We start from the raw sequence: 17,817 nt of genomic DNA, 5'->3' as shown, positions 1-17,817 counted from the left end.
TATGGCGCTTAAAGATGTAAAACCTACACGTTCAGAACTAATAAACCTTAAAAAGAAGATTAAGCTCTCCGAACGCGGGTACAACATCCTCAAGATGAAGCGCGACGGACTAATCCTTGAGTTCTTCAAGGTGCTTGAAGAGGCCAAGAAGAGCAGGGGTGCTCTTGCCGAGGGCTATGAACATGCAACCAAAACGATTGCGGTTGCAAACACGGTTGAAGGGTCAATCAGGGTTAAGGCGGCTGCAATGGCTGTCAAGGAAAACCCACAGATCTCTTTGAAGGAGAAGAATATCATGGGTGTCGTCGTCCCTGATATCGAGGCTTCGTCAGTCATAAAGACTGTTACAGGCCGCGGCTACGGTATCCTCGGTTCGTCCGCCGTAATCGATGAGACCGCGACGGCTTTTGAGGAGCTTGTCGAGGCAATCATCGAGGCGGCTGAAATCGAGACCACCATGAAGCGTCTCCTGGACGAAATAGAGTCCACAAAACGCCGTGTTAATGCCCTTGAGTTCAAGGTCATCCCTGAACTCTGCGAGGGACGTGACTTCATCAAGATGAGGCTTGATGAGATGGAAAGAGACGAGATTGTCCGTCTCAAAAAGATCCGGGCCAAGGCCCAGGCTAAATAATTTTTTTGCTTTTTTTAGAGACCTGTTTTTTCAGCTAATCCTTCCGGCAAAAGACTTTATGCAGTTTGTTATCCTGTATCCAAAAATCACCGCTGACTAACCGTATATTCCTCTTTTACAAGTAGCAGCTGGTGCGGATTTTTTGCAGGTAGTAATTTTGTGGAAAAACAGGAGGTTTTTGAGGTTATAATAAATTTAGGTAATTGTGTAACTTTTGCCCCATTACATTATGATGTTAGGATAGTGATCATGGTCAATCCTTCAAAATGATATTTTTCAAAAAAATATCTCCAAAGTCAATATTTGTTTAATCTATGAATCTAATTCAAGTAACTTTAAAATTTTTTTACCTTTATTCTCTAGACAATATTTTTGATTTCTGCTATTTGGTTTCTCTGGAATTGTCATTTCAATATATCCTCCTTTAATTGAGGGGAGTAAGTATTTTTTCCTAAAGTTTTCAGCATCTTTTAGATTTAAACTTTTTTGAAGCTCTTTGCGTGACATTTCTCCTTTTAAAACTTGTAATACTTTTATGACTTCCGGGGCAACTTCCGGGGCAACTTCCGGGGCAACTTCCGGGGCAACTTCCGGGGCATAGAAAATTAAAGTAACGCCGTTCTTATCACAGAACCATCTGGGAATAGGTAATCCATGATCTACACAAGATTTTTGGATCATTATACTACCGCGCCCCATCTTTTCCATTAATCCCCGCAGATAAACAACATGAGCTATATCAGGGTTCCTCAAGACTGAGATCTGCCCTGATGAAAGTTTACCTAATGTGACACCATCAGGAAGAGTACCAGTATTATTAATTTCCAGTCTGTTTGGATAAATGCTGACTATAATCCCTCCTGCAAAATTACTATAATCTCGGTGAACAAAAGCATTTACGAGACCTTCACGAATCGCAGCAGGTGGATAAAGTGATTTATCTTCACGTTTTAGATCATTGAGGCTAAAATGTGATTTCGTGGGCGTATTCCTCTGTATAAAGAGAAATACATCTTCAAGAGTCGAAATCAGAGGTCCCTCAAATGATTTTAAATCTTTATAATTTTCATCAGATTTATCAGACGTATAGCATGAAGCACGAACACGAACTTGTGGATATCTAATTGCAGGGTTCTTTCCAAAAAGGACGTCTCCACCATTTGTTAAACGACCATATTTAGAGACAGATAAGTCCTCAAGAATCATACTTGTGTTATCTCTATCCCGAAATTTGAAGCGACTGGATAATTCTTTCACTGTTGAAAATATTTCAGTTTGATCTAAATCATCATTGATATTGGCCGTTGAGAAACGTCGTTCCCATCTTTCAGTTTCAATTTGTTTACGGAGGATCATATCCTGAACTGTATAAATGTCAGCTTTTTTTGTAATATTATCTGCCCTGATGTAAACGATGTCATCATATGCATAGGGTACATCCTTACCTGCAGGAACTTCTATGACAAGAATATATTTTCCTTCAATTTCAGTCAATTCAACGGAAATAAGAACTTTTGGTGAGATATTTTGTTGAAAATTTTTTTCAATACTATTTAATCTTGATTTGGTTATATTGATCCCTTTAATATTACCGGTTTCATCCACTCCACATAAGATATATCCTCCAGATGTGTTCAAAAAACCACAGACGATCTTGCCGACATGTGAAATATTCTGACATTTTTCTTTGAATTCAATATTTTGCCCCTCTTCCCCAAGCATTAGGTACTCATTAAGCTTATTGAATTTCATAATCTACCTCCAGAGTCACGTATTGCTTTAGAGACATGATTATAGTCTTCAAAATTTTCTTTTACAAATGCTTCAACCTCTTGGTAGCGGAAAAATTGTGCATTTGCAAAAATGATGACATCATCATCAGAATAATACTTTTGAACCCAGTTCCCACTCCGCTTTGAAAGAGGCTTTTGTGAAATTAGTGCTTCCTCATACATATCAATAACACGGAGATCATCAAAAATACGGTTTTTTCCTAAGGAAAGTTTTTTTCTGCTTAATTTAGTGTCATATCCTAAATATTTAAGAAGCGATTTGGCGAAAACTACATGATCATGAACTAATAACCAGCGTGGTTTATTCAGCTCAATAGCCTTTTTTAACTCCTGATGCGTTATAGAAATTTCTTCACCATTTCTTCCAGATCCATAAAATGGAGTTATCAATCCTAGAAACAGATCACAATTTACTACTGCGTTGATGCAATTCTCAAAAGCAGAGCGATCGGAAAAAACTGGAACTGTTCCTTTATGTGACATCCAGACCTCATAACCATATTTAGTCAAAAGTGTGTAAGTTTTATCTAAAAGTTCCTCAAAACCATACACAGTAGATGACACAAAAATTGTTAGTTTTTTCTTATTTTCCATTTAAACACCGCTATTATCTATAAAAGATCACAATTGACTATTTTAGAAAGATTCTTACTACTGAGGATTACAGTCTGATCACTTAATATTATTGTGATAACTTTAGATTTTTTCCACTCTCACTGAAATTCCATCAAAATTATCTTATTTTTCATGTTAATCGTCATCTTTGTTACTTCTGTTTTTCATTGATCCAAAAAGAGAATCCTATAATATTTTGGGAATTTTAAGAATTTTCCTCTTCAACAGTTCAATTCCATAGTGAGAATAAATAATATATTATATCCTCAATTTTTATCAGGAAAAATTTTCAAACCCAGAATTTTTCCGGGAGACGAACAGGAATTGACTGAGCAGGAAAAAGCTCTCACCGTAGCATGTATAGCTCTTGCAGTCATCATTATAATTTTTTCAGCACTTATTTTTCTTTGCGGTGAAATACCGGTTTTTGCACCGGACTCCCAGAACCCCGGCAACTATGAAATAACCGGAAATTTCAGCGCCAACCCGGGCATAGCATGCGATATCACAGGGTACACTAACGTGATAGAAGAACGATACAATACCTCACTTCCAATTCCCGGCTACATCACTGAAAAATACGGTGAAATCTACATCCCTTACGGTGTTACAACCTGTGACCTTGTTGAGTTCAAAGATTTCGGGCTTAAAGAGGACAACAGCACAGTCCTTCCTGTGCGGATTAAAGATAAAAAATACAGCGTTAATCTGATATTCAACGGCAATGAAATCAGAAATGAAACAAAAAGGAGTCTGGACTACTATTCCGGTTTAATTGACGACGACAGTTATCCCGGGGAAAAAATTCTGTCTTTAGGTTATTCCAGAGACCTTACAAATGAAAATTTTGATTATTTTATTTTTTCAGTTAACTTTCAGTCGGAATCAGCAAATAACTACGGGATATACATAAAGCCGGTTCAGTCAACAAAGGCCGCAAAAAATTCATCCGGCATTTTGTATGCAGTGTACTCATCTGATGACATCTACTATGACCCCATGCTCCCGGTACCGTGAAAATAAAACAGACGGCATGAAAAGCCGTCAGGATACCGGCAAACCGGCAGAATGAAGGATTGAAAATAAAATGAATTTCTTAGAATACCACAATACGTATGTTAAAGGATTTTTTGTCCGGAACAGAGATTAAATATTTTATATATTTGCCTTTTTAAGTCCTATGCGGGGAAAACAACAGCAAAATATATACTTCAGGCATGTGTGTTGCAACCAAAGCTGCTTTTTACCCTGTTTATATTTAATTATGGATAGAATACGGTCCTTTAACGTGAAATGGCATACCTCCGGAAAAATTAATTTATTTTGATCTTTTCTCCAGGAATTTCAGGACTGTGGGCAGAATCTCTGCTATTGGCCCGAAGTTCATCGAATCGGCAGTACCAAGGAATACACCCGGGTCAAGGTTTTCCTCAAGGTGCTTTATCCCTACCCTGTTCATGTAGGCGTTGACCTGCTCAAGCGACTCCTTTGCCATCATCTGGCTGAACCCTGCCGGTGCCCCGAGAATGTTCATGACAGCGTCACGATAGGCCAGAAGACCTGCATATGTTATTGCCGTAAGTGCGGCACACATGTCGCAGACCGGCCCGAGAAGTTCTGCAGGCAGCTTGAACGCATTGCCGCGGGCCTTCTTTCCAAGTTCGTACATCGTGTCAATAGCTTCTTTGGAGGCATAGCCTTCTGCAATATACACCTGACCCTTGTTCTCCGGAACAGAACCGGGATGATATGATGTTACTTCAACCTTGTCGGCAATACCAAGGTCTTCAAATATCTTGTAGAACAGAGTCGTCGGGATTGTGCATGCATGTGTAATTATAGCCCCCTGTTTGATATCCCCGGCAAACTTCTCGATGATTCCTTTTTGCATGTCCCCCTTCGGAAGCCAGGTGATTATGAGGTCAGCGTCCTTTACCGCCTCCCTGTCGTCCGTCGTTACCTTCAGGCCGAGCTCTTCAGGGTGTACGAAATGGATTGCACCTTTCGGAGGTTTCGGAACGGTTTTTGCAAGTTCGTTGACCTTTTCCCTTATCTTCGGCATTATCTTTTCGGGATCGTCCTTGTGCGCCTTTATCACTTCATTATAGTCAAAGTCTTTGACTACAGTGAATTCCCCCCCAAATGAAGGATCAGAGATAACTATGTTGTCTATTCCGGCCAGATACTTAAGCTCGGCGCCCATAATCACCGTGGAGTGCGCCATTGCTATCTCCGGCTTTCCGACCTTTTCTGCAACTTCACAGGCTCTTGCAAAGTTGGTTATACCTGTTGCCGCGTGCGTCCTGTAGCAGCCGGCACCTAAAATCGCAACTTTCTTAATACTCATCTTATGCACCTATATCTATCATAGTCTGTAAAAAATTTAATTTCTTTACATTCTATGATATTTCTTTTTATTATTTAAGTAAGTAGTAATATTTTTTTATACAATTTACTTAAACAATATGAAAAAATTGGCTTTATTTATTATAAACTTTATTATTTGATCCTATAGAAAAACAAATGAAAAAAACTTAAAAAAACGTATTCTAATCAGATTTTTTCATGATTTTTGCAAAAAAAGTATATTTGCCATTATTTCCTGCATATCCTGAATATAATACGTAAATAAACAGCGGGACAAACTTCCTGAAAAAGATTATTTTCAGGGAAATAAGGTTCCGCTTAAACCAGCTTTATGGAATTTTTCAGACCGCATGAAATTTTTTCCGAAAGGAAAGGTATCGTAGAGCAGATTATCGTACTGTCGCTTTGATCATATGCGGCTTTGTCATCCGAGTATGCGCGGCATACTTCTGATTTCAGCCCGCAACTGAGATTGTCGACAGTCACCTGCTCCACCCATGAGTCGGCATCGCTTATCCTTATCCGGTCAACCCTGCCGTCAAGCTCCTTTGCAATAACCCAGGAGACAAACCGTCCCCCGAGAAGAGCCACACTTTCTCCTATAATACCCTCATCAGCCATTTTGACAATATCAGAAACAGTGTTTTTGACGGAAACCCTTTCATATAAAGGCGTTGAAGGAAGAGACACCCAGTGAGCATCTCCGACATAAGTATATCCTATCTTTTCAGGGTAAACGTTCGACTGACCCGCGGCTTTCACAGCACGTGCAAGAGATTCCAGTTCTCCTTTCCCTATAGGTGCATGCGTCAGGCCCTCCTTAACCTCTTCACGTATAATCTGCATAACTCTCGGAAGTCCGAACCTGCCCCTTTTCGCCGTTCCGGGTGAATAGCCGCACATATAACCGTGATGGTTCTTCGGAAATCCGGTAATTATACCGTTCAGACCGGAACGAAGACCAATACGGCATTCATCCTCGTAGGCACCGTTTGTAACCACTATTTTTCCGGGTGCAAGAATCCTTGCCACAGCAACCGCCCTTGAAAAGGCGTCGAGACGGTTTTCTGCACGGTTAAAAGGGCCTCCCTCTATTACAAATATGTCCGCACCAATATCAAGAGCCGAAGAAAAGCCTTTGATGAGATCTTCATAACCGTCCCCGGCGAACATAATCGCTTCAACGGGTTTGCCATACTTTTTCGCGAGTCCTGCAACGTCCACGGCTTCTTTAAGCGGTGCAGCGTGCCCCTCCGCTCCCTGGACGCATGTAAGATTAACCGCAACCGACGATGAAACTTTTACCCATTCATCCCTGTCGCAGAGGTCCTCCTTTTCCTTATCGACAAGTCTTACATGAATCCTGTCCCGCGGGCAGCCTTCAAACGGAGGGCCCTGGTTATAGCACCACCCTGAACAACCAGTAATTTCTTTAGGAAACCTCATCGGTCCGTAGCTTCCGAAATGGTCCAAATCCAGCGGGACCTCGGTGTTCTCCCTTATTTCCTTAAAAAGATCTATTCCCTTCATCCCGTTCGCTTCGGCGATATCTGCAAATGCATAGGCGCATACGTGAACAGACGCACCAATGGAATCGGAAAGAAAAGAATTTCCCATTATATCGATTTTGTCCAGGTCCGAGGCGCAGGTCCCTACAAGGACCTCCGTTAAATCGCAACCTATAGGAAACCTCTTAAAATTCATCCCCAGTTTCATCGTTTCGTTTCTGTCAAGACGCGATACGCATTCGACAATCTCTGCCGGGTCTTTCTTTGTTTTTGAAAGCTCCCATGCGGCCATTGGGTCCGATACAGCTCTTCTGATTACATCTTCCATATGTCATCCTGCCAAAAGGCAATGTATGTTATTATTCTAAAATAATACTTATTAATTCATACTAATTTTATTAGATTTAATAAAAAGAGCCTACAGCCTAAAAGATGCCTATTATACAAAAGTTTTAAAATACGGATACGGACCTGATTACTGCAAAAACAGAAATTAAAAGGAATTGAATTTTAAAGACTCTCTCAAAATCAAAAGCCGGACAAAACTTCAGAAATAAAGGATTTCGCTTTTATCAGCTTTTATTTCTCCTTTCAAAACGTTTTCAAGGAGAAGGAGAGCCTTTTTCACACCATAATCCTCCCTTTTCATAATCTGGTGCACATCAGAAGACCTCAAATCCGCATACATACCTGAAGAGGCTACAACCTTTAAGTCATTGGTCAAAACGGCGATCGCACCTTTTCCGATGCCGGCCGTAGTGCCTATGCCTATATCCGCACCGGTCTTTGACCTGACGGCTTCGGCCATTTTTACCGCCATTAAATTATCCTTCTCCTGATCATACACCTTTATGTCGTCTATCGTTTCCTCAGGTTTAAGGGGTTCAAAACCAAGAATACTCCTGACACCTGTAAGCGTCGGAATGAACAGGGACGCCACAAGCGACAACCTGTACACCTCAGGGTCAAGGTCAATAACGTAATCATTAAAGTACCCGCGTGAAAAAGCGTGGATTTCCATACCTATTCTGCCGTGGGTGAAACACTCGGCGGTAGCTATTTTTATCATTTTTTCACTTTCTGCGGTTTAGAATTTTCAGTATTTCAGAACTTATCCTGCACGCCACCCTGTCAAGGACCCATGGAGTCACCGGCTCCCAGTCACGTATCAGTTTTCCGGTGCCTACCATCACGTGGTTCTTTGTAATTCCATAACTCTGAAGACCGGTAATTATCGGATTGTCGGGACTGCCTTCGCTTATGTCAATGACCTTCACCTCCTCGTCACCAACTCCACCTACACCCATCGTGCTTATTGTTGAGCCGCCGTAGCTTTTGACATGCCTGATTATTTCAGCCGTTAAGGGGAGAGTGTCCCCTCCTGCAACTTCAATGCATACAACATCGCCTTTAATAAAATCAAGGTTGTTTTCACAGGCATTTTCAGGGATTCCGGTTACTTTTTTCGTGCCGGTGTCACCGAGAATCCTTTCAATGAAACGGACCTTGAAATCACCATTCTTTGCTCCGAGCAGTTTAAACGGCTGATCGTCGGAAGAAATTTTCTGACCGTCAATAAGAGTAAGCCTTTCAGGGCCGCCGCCATGGACACCGTAAAGGTTGATGGCTGTGCGCAGTCCAAGCCTTCCTGCACCCACAAGGGTAACTTCTCCAAAAGGGACTTTCTTTTTTTCCAAATCTTCGATGGACATTATATCACTACATAATCCGGTTCCAAACGGATTGTCAGGCAGAACATCAATCCGCTTTGTCTGGTTTTTGGTTATTATTACTAAAATAATTTTCTTTATGAATAAATATTAAAGATCCGTGTTGGAGGATCAGATATTGAAATCATATATCTGCAAAAAAAGACTTTGGAAAATACAAAAAGGCGCCGAAAAGATAAAAAATTTAGATCCTAAAATATTAAAAAAGATATATTCCGGTTATATCAGTGGATGACTGTCCACGGAATTTTTGTATCGATTACATTGGCTTTTACGCCGAGTCCTTCTATCACTCTGCCAAGTTTGTACAGGCCGGGAAGTTCGGTTGCATAATGTGATGCGTCCAAAAGAACAAAGCCGGAATTTTTTGCGGCAACTGCGCATGAATGAACCAGATCACCTGAAAGGAAAAGGTCTGCTCCTTTTTGCTGTGCTTTTTCTATGAGACCCGGATTTTTGAGACCAAAACCGGACACCAGGCTGATTCTTTCAATCATCACGTCACCCCGGTAGTTTACCGTTCTGATAAAGTTTATACCAAGTTTTTCCATTACATCTCTGCAGAATTCAGAGAGTGGAACCGGCCCGCATTTTAAAGTCCCGATTCTCCCAAGCCCGGTATTCTCATCAAGAACTTCCTCGGAAATGACATTAAGGCAGTCGGCAAGTGCGTCGCAGGCTCCGCCTCTGACGATATCCCAGTTGGAATGAATAACGTATGCAGGAAGAGGAGGTTTTTCCGCCGGGGGATGATGAAGGATTAGAAGGTCATAACTGTCGTAGTCTGTAAAGTCCCCGGCCCCGGGAGATAGGTAGTCCATAAGGACCAAAACTTTTTCCACTTCAAAATCGCAATCACCCGTCCTGTCTGTAAGACCGATTTTATCGTTGTCCAAAGCCAGATTTGGAGGTATTTTCTCTTCAATTCTTTTAAAAAGATAAGACGCCTTTATTTTTCCCACCCCCAAAATCAATGACCTCTGATTTTAGTCTTCCAAGGTTATTTGTGATAATATCGTTGCAGTCCACAGAGTTTACGGATGAAACAGTAAAGGCATTTTTCTTCAGGCTTTTCACAAATTTTTCCGGGTTCTTTTCTTTGAAAAGAATCCGTTCGTAAAATTCCATCGATGCCGCAGCATATAATACCCCGTCCATTGAGAGTGCATCCTCCATAGACCTGCGCAGAATTTCGATTGCAATGGTCATTGTACCTGAAGTTTTTGAATTCAGACCACCGGAATGCAAAAGTCCACCCGCTGGTGCGTTCATTGTTTCAAGCAGTTTTCTGCTGTGATTGATTTTTTTCAAAGCATCTCCGCTGCCATCAGAACACGGGTTTTCAACAATAAAAACATCCGGAGTCCGTAACTTCAGAAGACTTTTTGGGTCCGTTCCTCCGAAACCCGTCGTATCAACAATCATGTCCCATCTCTCATCCGAAACCTCTTCAATGCAGCCTGCAACCCTAACCCGGTCACCGAGAAGAAAATGCGTCTGGGGGTTGATATCGACAACCGTCACACGGGACTTTTCAGACAGGCAGTCTGCAAGCTTTGCACCCGTAAGATATGAACCCATAATAAGACATTTCCCGGGAGAGATGCGTTTTTTCATCATCCATTCAAGTACTGAGAGGACTTTTACTCCTGCAACAGCGTCAATAAGGTCGTATACTGTACAGTCCGAAAAAAAAGTCATAACAGTTGGAGTGATTCCCGTTTCGCAGGTTATGCTATCCGTCATATTAATCGTCTCATGAAATTATTCCGTCAACAAACCCGATTCTTTCCAGAGCAGTTTTAATTTCGTCTTTTACGGCTTCATAGACTGTTTTTCCGTGGGCATGATGCGGGGGGGAAATTGCTGCCGAAAGAATTCTTCCCCTGCAGTCCATTATTATAAGCATTGACCCTGAGCCAGGAACTCCAAGCCTTCCCCTTGCAATCACGAGGTCGGCCCCTGTAATGTCGAGTGCAAGACAGGCTTTTTCCACGGCCGGCATCCTTGAGGCATCGCAGCAGTTTGTATATACATTAAGATGAGAGGCCAAAGAAAGCCCGAACTTTTTTAATACTTCGTTTATAGCCTCCACTTTCTGGTCATTGCAGTTCGGGACGACAATTTTCTTTGAATCTTTGATATATTCCCTTATCATTTCGGTTTCACCGGGAGTGTCCCCCCTCCTTTCACCGTTCATCGACTCCAGAAAAGCGTTTTTGATTATATCTTCGAAACTCATGTCTTCTTCCTGAAAATCAAAAAATTCTACTCATGCCGTATTACCTGACCGACAGGAACTATTCTTCTCTGCGACTTTTTGGAAAACCGGATCTGCGGACTTAATTCCATTTCTTCTACGACTTTCAGGACGCCGTCAAGCGTTCCGCAGACAGGAGAGCCGACACCTTTCACTTCAAGAGGATAATTTACAGGGATTACTGTGGCAAGATTATCAGCACCGGCCATCAGGGAATACCTGACGTTTTCAGGCCCTATGGTAGGTGTCGGGACGGTAATCCTGATTTCAGGGAACAATATCCTGGTTACCGCTATTGTAAGCATCTGCTCCCTTAACGGACACGGAGGGCAGTTTTCCATAGGTGTACCCCTGTAAGGATTGAAGCCCATTATAGGAATTTCTCCGAGACCTGAAAATTCCCCCAGGAAATTCAGGTGATTGAAACGGTCTTCATAAGATTCGCCTATTCCTATAAGAAGTCCTGACGAGAGCTCTATGCCGCTGTCGCATATCTTTCTGCACACATCTATCCGGCCTCTAAGTGACTCACCCGGCTTTAAGTAACTGAATATCGCTTCATTTGTCGTCTCAAGATTGCAGCATACCGTATCCGTTCCGTAGCCGGCCAGTTCTTCAAGAGAGTTTTTGTCCAGGTCAAACCCTACATTGACTAAAAGTTCAAGAGATGTATTTTCCTTTACGATAGAAGCGGCCTTAACTGCCTGCTTCCCCCCGAACCCGTGACCCCCGGAACAGCTGACCCTCGGGATGCCCGACTCCTCAATCTTTACCGAGGCCCGGAGTATTTCTTCGTCGGTCTTAAAAAACGGCTTATAGTACCCGTCAGGAGATGTCCCTGCGGCAAAACCGCAGTACTTGCATTTAGGTGTGATACTGCACTCGTTTGTAATATGAATTGTAGATGTCAGTTTTACGGTTTTGCTGTATTGCTTTTTAATTCCAAAGGCAGTATCAATTATTTTTGAGAATTCATCATCATTTTTCGGCTGGAAGAGGCGCAAAACATCACTTTTGCCAGGTCTTATCCCACACTCCGCCATTTTCAGGATATCTTCAATCATTGTTTCATCACATATATGGTTCAGGTTATGCAATATTAAATTTTCATATTAAACCTATTTTTAATATTACTAAATCACTAAATATTTATTATTTTTAATACCAAAGAGATCAGACTGCAACAGGTATACTAAACGAAAAAAGAGGTATTGCAATTGTATCCCGAGATTGTAATCGCAGGCTGCGGAAATCCGTTATTTGCCGATGACGGGTTCGGTCCGGCTGTAATTGAAGAGCTTAAAAGAACCGTGCTTCCCGGAAACGTAAAAACCATCGATGCCGGGCTTGGCGGGCCTGAACTTCTCTTTAGCCTGCTTGATCCTAAAACCACAAAAAAACTGATTGTAATTGACATCGTCGATTTTTGCTCCGTGCCTGGCGACATTACGAAATTCAACCTTAATGAGGAATTTGAAAGAAAACTGAAGGACGCAGAGCCCGGGGGTATCTCATCATCTCTGGAAATGCTTAAAAATAAGATGGACGTCCATGTAATCGGGTGCCAGCCGCAAAAAAAAGGGGGACTGTTTATGGAAATCGGTCTCTCAAAAGAAGTCCGAAAAGCTGTACCACGTGCAGTCGGGATGGTATTCATACTTGTGGGAATTGATTTTCGCAGCAGCTGCGCTTTTAACAGGTGTACTGAGGTGTCTGAAGATTAATAAAAATAAAAGACCGGAGTACATAAAAATTAAAAATAATCCTTTTACAGCTTTTTATTAATCAGGACCTGTTTTTTAGCTGTTAGATCATATGTTTTTAATTAATAACCATATATGGTAATGCTTATAAGGTAAAATTATTAGATTTAGTATTACATCAATACAATTTTTTAGAATTATTTGCTAAACTTTATATGTTTTATTCTTAAACATTTATTGCCCCTTTCAGAGTTTTGATATTTTAATTTTAAGAATCTGACAAAATTCAAAAGATTTCTTTCTCTTAAAAGGACTCTGAACAAAGGTTAAAAGGATGAACTGATATGGTAGCATATTCAGATACAATCGATCTGTATTCAGACGACGGCAAACTTCTCAAAAGTGATGTTAACCTCGGGCAAATAAGTCCGATGATTAACCCCGCTGCGAATAAGATCATCGATCTGACTAAAAGAACGATTAACGTCAATCTTGGAGGTATAGAAAATGCCCTCAGGACAGGAAGGATTGGTAAAGGCAAAAGCAGAATCAAAGGAAGGGAACTCGATATTCCGATTCTTGAAAACAAGGACAGTCTCGTTGAAAAGATTAGGAGCATGATCCAAATCGAAGAAGATGATGACACCAACATTCTTGAATTCAACGGCGGAAATCTGCTTCTTGTCCAGGTCCCTTCAAAAAGACTGCAGAACGCGGCGACATACGATGCGGCAATAAGCTCTGTCGCATCGGCTGTGACATATTCGATAATCGACCAGTTCAAAGTCGATGCCTTTGACGCTTCAATGGTTAAAGCCGCATGCTGGGGTTCCTACCCGCAGACTATGGACATGCAGGGCGCCCTTGTCACATCTATTCTTTCAATACCGCAGAACAACGAGGGAATCGGATTTGCGCTCAGAAATATACCTGTAAACCATTTCGTCATGATGACAGGAAGAAACTCGCTTCAGGGCGTTGCACTTGCTTCAACCCTGGAAATGGCCGGACAGTACGAGATGGGGGCCGCAATCGGGCCTTTCGAAAGAAACCTTCTGCTCTCCTACGGACACCAGGGCCTCAACGCCGACAACATGGTTTACGACATCGTAAAGGACAACGGACAGTCGGGAACAGTCGGCACTGTCGTCCAGTCACTTGTCGAACGGGCTCTTGAGGACAGGGTAATTTCCCCGGGCAAAAAAGGCGAATACTTCAGATTTTACGATACCAAAGACCCGATGATGTGGAATGCATATGTCGCGGCAGGACAGCTTGCCGCAACAATCGTAAACTGCGGTGCAGGAAGATTTGCGCAGGCGGCTTCGGCGACGCTTCTTTACTTCAACGACCTGATTGAGCACGAAACAGGCCTTCCGTCCTGCGATTTCGGGCGTATGATGGGTACAGCCGTAGGATTTTCATTCTTCAGCCATTCCATTTACGGAGGCGGAGGACCCGGAATTTTCAACGGAAACCACGTCGTGACAAGGCATGCAAACGGTGTGGCGATTCCGTGTGCCGTTGCGGCCTGTGCTCTTGATGCAGGGACGCAGATGTTCTCGCCTGAGAGTACATCAAAGATAATGGGCGAAACTTACGGCCAGATAGACGTCTTCAGAAAACCGTTGCACCAGATAGCGAAGGGTGCAGGGGAAGTCGCCTGATCAGCCTGCTGTTTTGAGAACAGAATTTTTCAGAAAATGTTTAGGACAAATATTTTTTGACGGGATTTTAGTGATAATATGTATAAACCCCAATATGGTCCGGGAACATCAAACGTTGCGCAAAACCGGCGTAACCAGATGAACCCCGAATATGAACTGCAAAAAATCAGATCTGTAACAGACGAGGACATTATCATGATCCTCGGGCACCGTGCTCCAGGGCAGGCATACCCGTCCGCCCACCCCCCGCTCTCCGAACAGCAGGAGCCCGAAGACCCGATGAGAGAACTGGTCAAACCGACGGAAGGGGCAAAGGCCGGTGACCGTGTCCGCTATATCCAGTTTGCAGACTCGATGTTCAATGCGCCCAGCCAGCCCTACCAGAGGACATACATGGAGATGTACCGCTTCCGGGCAATAGACCCGGGGACTCTTTCAGGCCGCCAGATTGTAGAATGTCGTGAACGTGACCTCGAAAAATACGCCAAAATACTTATCGAGACAGAAGTCTTCGATCCTGCCACAGTCTCGTGCAGGGGGGCAACCGTTCACGGGCATTCACTGCGCCTTGCAGAGGACGGCCTTATGTTCGATGCTATTCAGCGCTGCATACTTGCAGAAGACGGCAATGTCTGCTATGTAAAAGACCAGGTGGGAGTCCCGCTCGACAGACCTGTTGTTGTAGGAAAGCCTATGGACGACGAATGGCTCCGCGAAAAAAGCACCATATTCCACTCTCTTGTAGGAACGGCACTGCGCAGGGACAGCGAATATATCGAATACATCCAGCGTATCCACTCGCTGAGAACTAAATACGGCTTCATGCCTTCCGAGGAGTGAAACCATGAGTAAAATCGAAAAATCACAGAAACTTTTTCTGAATGCTCTTAAAGAAAAATTCAGGGGACAGGATATAGAATCCGAAAGGACCACATTCTACAACTTCAACGGCGTCAGGCAGTCCCCGCGTAAGCGGGAGTTCATGGCTGAAACCGCAGAAATCGAAAAAAAACGCGGCATATCGATGTATGACCCCGAACGCTGCCATCTCGGCGGAATTCCTATGGGCCAGCGCCAGCTTATGACATACGAGGTCTCCGGAACCGATGTCTTCGTAGAAGGCGACGACCTGCACTTCGTCAACAACGCCGCAATGCAGCAGATGTGGGACGAAATCAGAAGAACCGTCATTGTAGGAATGGATATGGCTCATGCCACCCTGCAAAAGCGGCTCGGAAAAGAGGTAACTCCGGAGACAATCAACGAGTACCTTCACACCCTCAACCACGCAATGCCCGGCGGTGCCGTCGTACAGGAGCATATGGTCGAAACACACCCGAGCCTTACCGACGACTGCTATGTCAAGATATTCACAGGCGACGACGAACTTGCTGACGATATAGACCCGCAGTACCTGATAAACATAGACAAACTGTTCCCTAATAATCAGGCCGCAGAACTAAAGGAAGAAGTCGGAAAATCCATATTCCAGGCGATTCACATCCCGACCATCGTCTCAAGGACATGCGACGGGGGTACAACCTCAAGATGGTCCGCAATGCAGATTGGAATGTCCTTTATCGCCGCTTACAGGATGTGTGCCGGTGAAGCGGCTGTAGCAGACCTTTCTTTTGCCGCAAAGCACGCAGGTGTCATCCAGATGGGGACTATTCTCCCCGCCCGCCGTGCGAGAGGCCCAAACGAGCCAGGAGGCATCAAATTCGGCTATTTCGGCGACATGATACAGGCAAACCGCAAATACCCAAACGACCCGGCAAAAGCCTCTCTTGAAGTCGTGGGTGCAGGGTGTATGCTCTTCGACCAGATCTGGCTGGGTTCATACATGTCAGGCGGTGTCGGCTTCACCCAGTACGCAACTGCCGCATACACCGACAACATCCTTGACGACTTTACGTACTACGGCATGGACTACATAAACCGGAAATACAATGTCGACTGGAAGAACCCTTCACCTTCGGACAAAGTAAGGCCCACACAGGAGATAGTAAACGATATTGCAACCGAGGTCTGCCTCAATGCAATGGAGCAGTACGAGCAGTTCCCGACAATGATGGAAGACCATTTCGGCGGTTCGCAGCGTGCCGGTGTAATGGCCGCTGCATGCGGTCTTTCGACGTCAATTGCAACCGGAAACTCGAATGCAGGGCTTAATGCATGGTACCTGTGCATGCTTATGCACAAAGACGGGTGGAGCAGGCTCGGGTTCTTCGGCTACGACCTTCAGGACCAGTGCGGTTCTGCAAACTCCCTTTCTGTCGAACCTGACAGGGGCCTTGTAGGGGAGTTCAGGGGGCCTAATTACCCCAACTACGCTATGAACGTCGGCCACCAGGGAGAATACGCGGCTATCGTGTCCGGAGCCCATTACGGAAGAGGAGACGCTTTCTGCCTAGAACCCCTGATTAAAATAACGTTTGCCGATCCTTCTCTTAGGTTTGATTTTACCGAACCGAGACGTGAATTCGCAAGAGGAGCTGTACGTGAATTTATGCCGGCAGGAGAACGCTCCCTTATAATCCCCGCAAGATAAAAACAGAGAAAAAGGAATATAAAAATAAAACTGCTATTTTTTCCTACACCATGGCAGAGAAATAACCTTCAAACTTTTTTATCAGGATTTTTTATATTATCCTTTCAGGTTTTACCGTTTCGTAAAAGGTAACGGCACTTCCACAGTAGAAGTCGTCACTTGTCAGGACGTTTTCATGCTTTTTTACGCCTGAAAATCCCCTTTCTTCAAGAACGGGCCGAAGGCCGGAAAACTCATAGTAATTCATCCAGAAGCGGTATGTCCTGTACTCGTCAGGTTCTGAAAAGACTATAGTCTGGTTTAAAAATACGTTATTCTCCGGGTAATGAAACGACTCCGAAAGTGCCATATGCGGTGAATCTTTCCAGAATCCCGTCTCTGAGACTTCCCAGTTTCTTTCACCGTCTTTCATAATCCCGGTTGTTTCTCCGTTCATCGTATCAAATATAAACATACCTCCGGGTTTTAAGGCTTTAAAAACAATATCCAGGAGCCTGTCCCTTTCAACCGGAACCAGAACGTCAATGTCGCAGAATATCATTACAATAAGGTCGAACTTCTCTTCAAAACTGATATTCAGGTAATTTTCGTTGATATAACTGATATCAAGGTGTTTTTCAAGGGCTTTTTCTCTCGCGTATTCGATTGAACGTTTTGAAATGTCCACACCGGTCACCCTGTGACCGCTCCCGGCGAAAATTTCACAATAAAGACCGGGCCCGCACCCTAAATCAAGAATGTCGGCGTTCTCCTTTCCAAGCCTTTCCAGGATCCAGCCGGTCGTTTTTTCAATTGCAGGCTTTTTCCTGCTTGCGAGGTCCGTATCCTGGCTTAAATGAATTTCAAGGAGTTTTTTTGAGATATATTCGTCATCCCACATGAAAGCGTCCCCCTTCTCGTATATTTCCGGTTTTTCCGATATTTCGCAGAGTTTTTTAAGATTCATATATTTTTTTCTCCCGATAATGGGTTTTTTTATTTTATATTCC

General features: G+C 43.4%; 17 protein-coding genes. 6 read left to right on the top strand and 11 right to left on the bottom strand.

The features are described from left to right. The first annotated feature begins 1 nt into the window (after nucleotide 1). Nucleotides 2–634 (top strand): V-type ATP synthase subunit D, encoded by a 633-nt coding sequence (locus J2128_RS07595; protein ID WP_209690537.1) that lies wholly within the window; start codon nucleotides 2–4, stop codon nucleotides 632–634. Between the two features lie 312 nt (nucleotides 635–946). On the opposite strand, the gene J2128_RS07590 is transcribed toward J2128_RS07595, so the two are convergent. Then, nucleotides 947–2,386 carry an RNA-binding domain-containing protein gene (locus J2128_RS07590; RefSeq protein WP_209690536.1) on the bottom strand — a complete coding sequence of 480 codons (1,440 nt, stop codon included), beginning with the start codon at nucleotides 2,384–2,386 and terminating at the stop codon, nucleotides 947–949. Further along, on the bottom strand, nucleotides 2,383–3,021 hold the full coding sequence (locus J2128_RS07585) for a DUF4062 domain-containing protein (RefSeq protein WP_209690535.1): 639 nt from the start codon (nucleotides 3,019–3,021) through the stop codon (nucleotides 2,383–2,385). Before J2128_RS07585 ends, J2128_RS07590 begins: the two co-directional genes overlap by 4 nt. A 345-nt stretch (nucleotides 3,022–3,366) precedes the next feature. On the opposite strand from J2128_RS07585, the gene J2128_RS07580 reads away from it, so the two are divergent. Beyond that, the gene (locus tag J2128_RS07580; RefSeq protein WP_209690534.1) at nucleotides 3,367–4,059 is read left to right on the top strand and encodes a hypothetical protein; all 693 of its coding nucleotides are present in this window, start codon (nucleotides 3,367–3,369) and stop codon (nucleotides 4,057–4,059) included. Nucleotides 4,060–4,360: 301 nt separating this feature from the next. Here the strand turns inward: J2128_RS07580 and hmd are convergent, their stop codons facing one another. From hmd to hmdB, 8 genes are all read right to left on the bottom strand, one after another. Continuing rightward, nucleotides 4,361–5,389, bottom strand: coding sequence for a 5,10-methenyltetrahydromethanopterin hydrogenase (hmd, locus tag J2128_RS07575; RefSeq protein ID WP_209690533.1), 1,029 nt, complete (start codon nucleotides 5,387–5,389; stop codon nucleotides 4,361–4,363). Between the two features lie 338 nt (nucleotides 5,390–5,727). After that, a complete protein-coding gene (gene hmdC, locus J2128_RS07570) occupies nucleotides 5,728–7,245 on the bottom strand; it encodes a 5,10-methenyltetrahydromethanopterin hydrogenase cofactor biosynthesis protein HmdC (RefSeq protein WP_209690532.1) in 1,518 nt (505 codons plus the stop codon). Between the two features lie 219 nt (nucleotides 7,246–7,464). Next, the gene (locus tag J2128_RS07565; RefSeq protein ID WP_209690531.1) at nucleotides 7,465–7,986 is read right to left on the bottom strand and encodes a UPF0254 family protein; all 522 of its coding nucleotides are present in this window, start codon (nucleotides 7,984–7,986) and stop codon (nucleotides 7,465–7,467) included. A gap of 4 nt (nucleotides 7,987–7,990) precedes the next feature. Continuing rightward, a complete protein-coding gene (locus J2128_RS07560; protein ID WP_209690530.1) occupies nucleotides 7,991–8,629 on the bottom strand; it encodes a hypothetical protein in 639 nt (212 codons plus the stop codon). A gap of 242 nt (nucleotides 8,630–8,871) precedes the next feature. After that, the gene (locus J2128_RS07555; protein ID WP_209690529.1) at nucleotides 8,872–9,609 is read right to left on the bottom strand and encodes a Nif3-like dinuclear metal center hexameric protein; all 738 of its coding nucleotides are present in this window, start codon (nucleotides 9,607–9,609) and stop codon (nucleotides 8,872–8,874) included. Beyond that, on the bottom strand, nucleotides 9,578–10,393 hold the full coding sequence (locus J2128_RS07550; RefSeq protein ID WP_209690528.1) for an SAM-dependent methyltransferase HcgC family protein: 816 nt from the start codon (nucleotides 10,391–10,393) through the stop codon (nucleotides 9,578–9,580). Before J2128_RS07550 ends, J2128_RS07555 begins: the two co-directional genes overlap by 32 nt. Nucleotides 10,394–10,403: 10 nt before the next feature. Then, the gene (locus J2128_RS07545; RefSeq protein WP_209690527.1) at nucleotides 10,404–10,889 is read right to left on the bottom strand and encodes a DUF3236 domain-containing protein; all 486 of its coding nucleotides are present in this window, start codon (nucleotides 10,887–10,889) and stop codon (nucleotides 10,404–10,406) included. A gap of 26 nt (nucleotides 10,890–10,915) precedes the next feature. Then, nucleotides 10,916–11,971, bottom strand: coding sequence for a 5,10-methenyltetrahydromethanopterin hydrogenase cofactor biosynthesis protein HmdB (hmdB, locus tag J2128_RS07540; RefSeq protein WP_209690526.1), 1,056 nt, complete (start codon nucleotides 11,969–11,971; stop codon nucleotides 10,916–10,918). A 153-nt stretch (nucleotides 11,972–12,124) separates the two neighbouring features. On the opposite strand from hmdB, the gene frhD reads away from it, so the two are divergent. From frhD to mcrA, 4 genes are all read left to right on the top strand, one after another. After that, entirely contained in the window at nucleotides 12,125–12,631 is a 507-nt protein-coding gene (gene frhD, locus J2128_RS07535; RefSeq protein WP_209690525.1) for a coenzyme F420-reducing hydrogenase, FrhD protein, read from the top strand. Nucleotides 12,632–12,954: 323 nt separating this feature from the next. Next, a complete protein-coding gene (mcrB, locus tag J2128_RS07530; RefSeq protein WP_209690524.1) occupies nucleotides 12,955–14,277 on the top strand; it encodes a coenzyme-B sulfoethylthiotransferase subunit beta in 1,323 nt (440 codons plus the stop codon). A 78-nt stretch (nucleotides 14,278–14,355) separates the two neighbouring features. Further along, complete coding sequence (gene mcrG / locus J2128_RS07525) at nucleotides 14,356–15,117, top strand: coenzyme-B sulfoethylthiotransferase subunit gamma (protein ID WP_209690523.1); 762 nt, start codon at nucleotides 14,356–14,358, stop codon at nucleotides 15,115–15,117. A gap of 4 nt (nucleotides 15,118–15,121) precedes the next feature. Beyond that, nucleotides 15,122–16,828, top strand: coding sequence for a coenzyme-B sulfoethylthiotransferase subunit alpha (mcrA, locus tag J2128_RS07520; RefSeq protein ID WP_209690522.1), 1,707 nt, complete (start codon nucleotides 15,122–15,124; stop codon nucleotides 16,826–16,828). A 91-nt stretch (nucleotides 16,829–16,919) separates the two neighbouring features. Here mcrA and J2128_RS07515 read toward each other — a convergent pair whose 3' ends face one another. Then, the gene (locus J2128_RS07515) at nucleotides 16,920–17,774 is read right to left on the bottom strand and encodes a bifunctional 2-polyprenyl-6-hydroxyphenol methylase/3-demethylubiquinol 3-O-methyltransferase UbiG (protein ID WP_209690521.1); all 855 of its coding nucleotides are present in this window, start codon (nucleotides 17,772–17,774) and stop codon (nucleotides 16,920–16,922) included. Nucleotides 17,775–17,817: the final 43 nt, after the last annotated feature.

It is taken from the genome of Methanomicrobium sp. W14, assembly GCF_017875315.1.
Lineage (GTDB): Archaea > Halobacteriota > Methanomicrobia > Methanomicrobiales > Methanomicrobiaceae > Methanomicrobium.
This window is presented reverse-complemented; position numbering and strand designations above follow the sequence as displayed.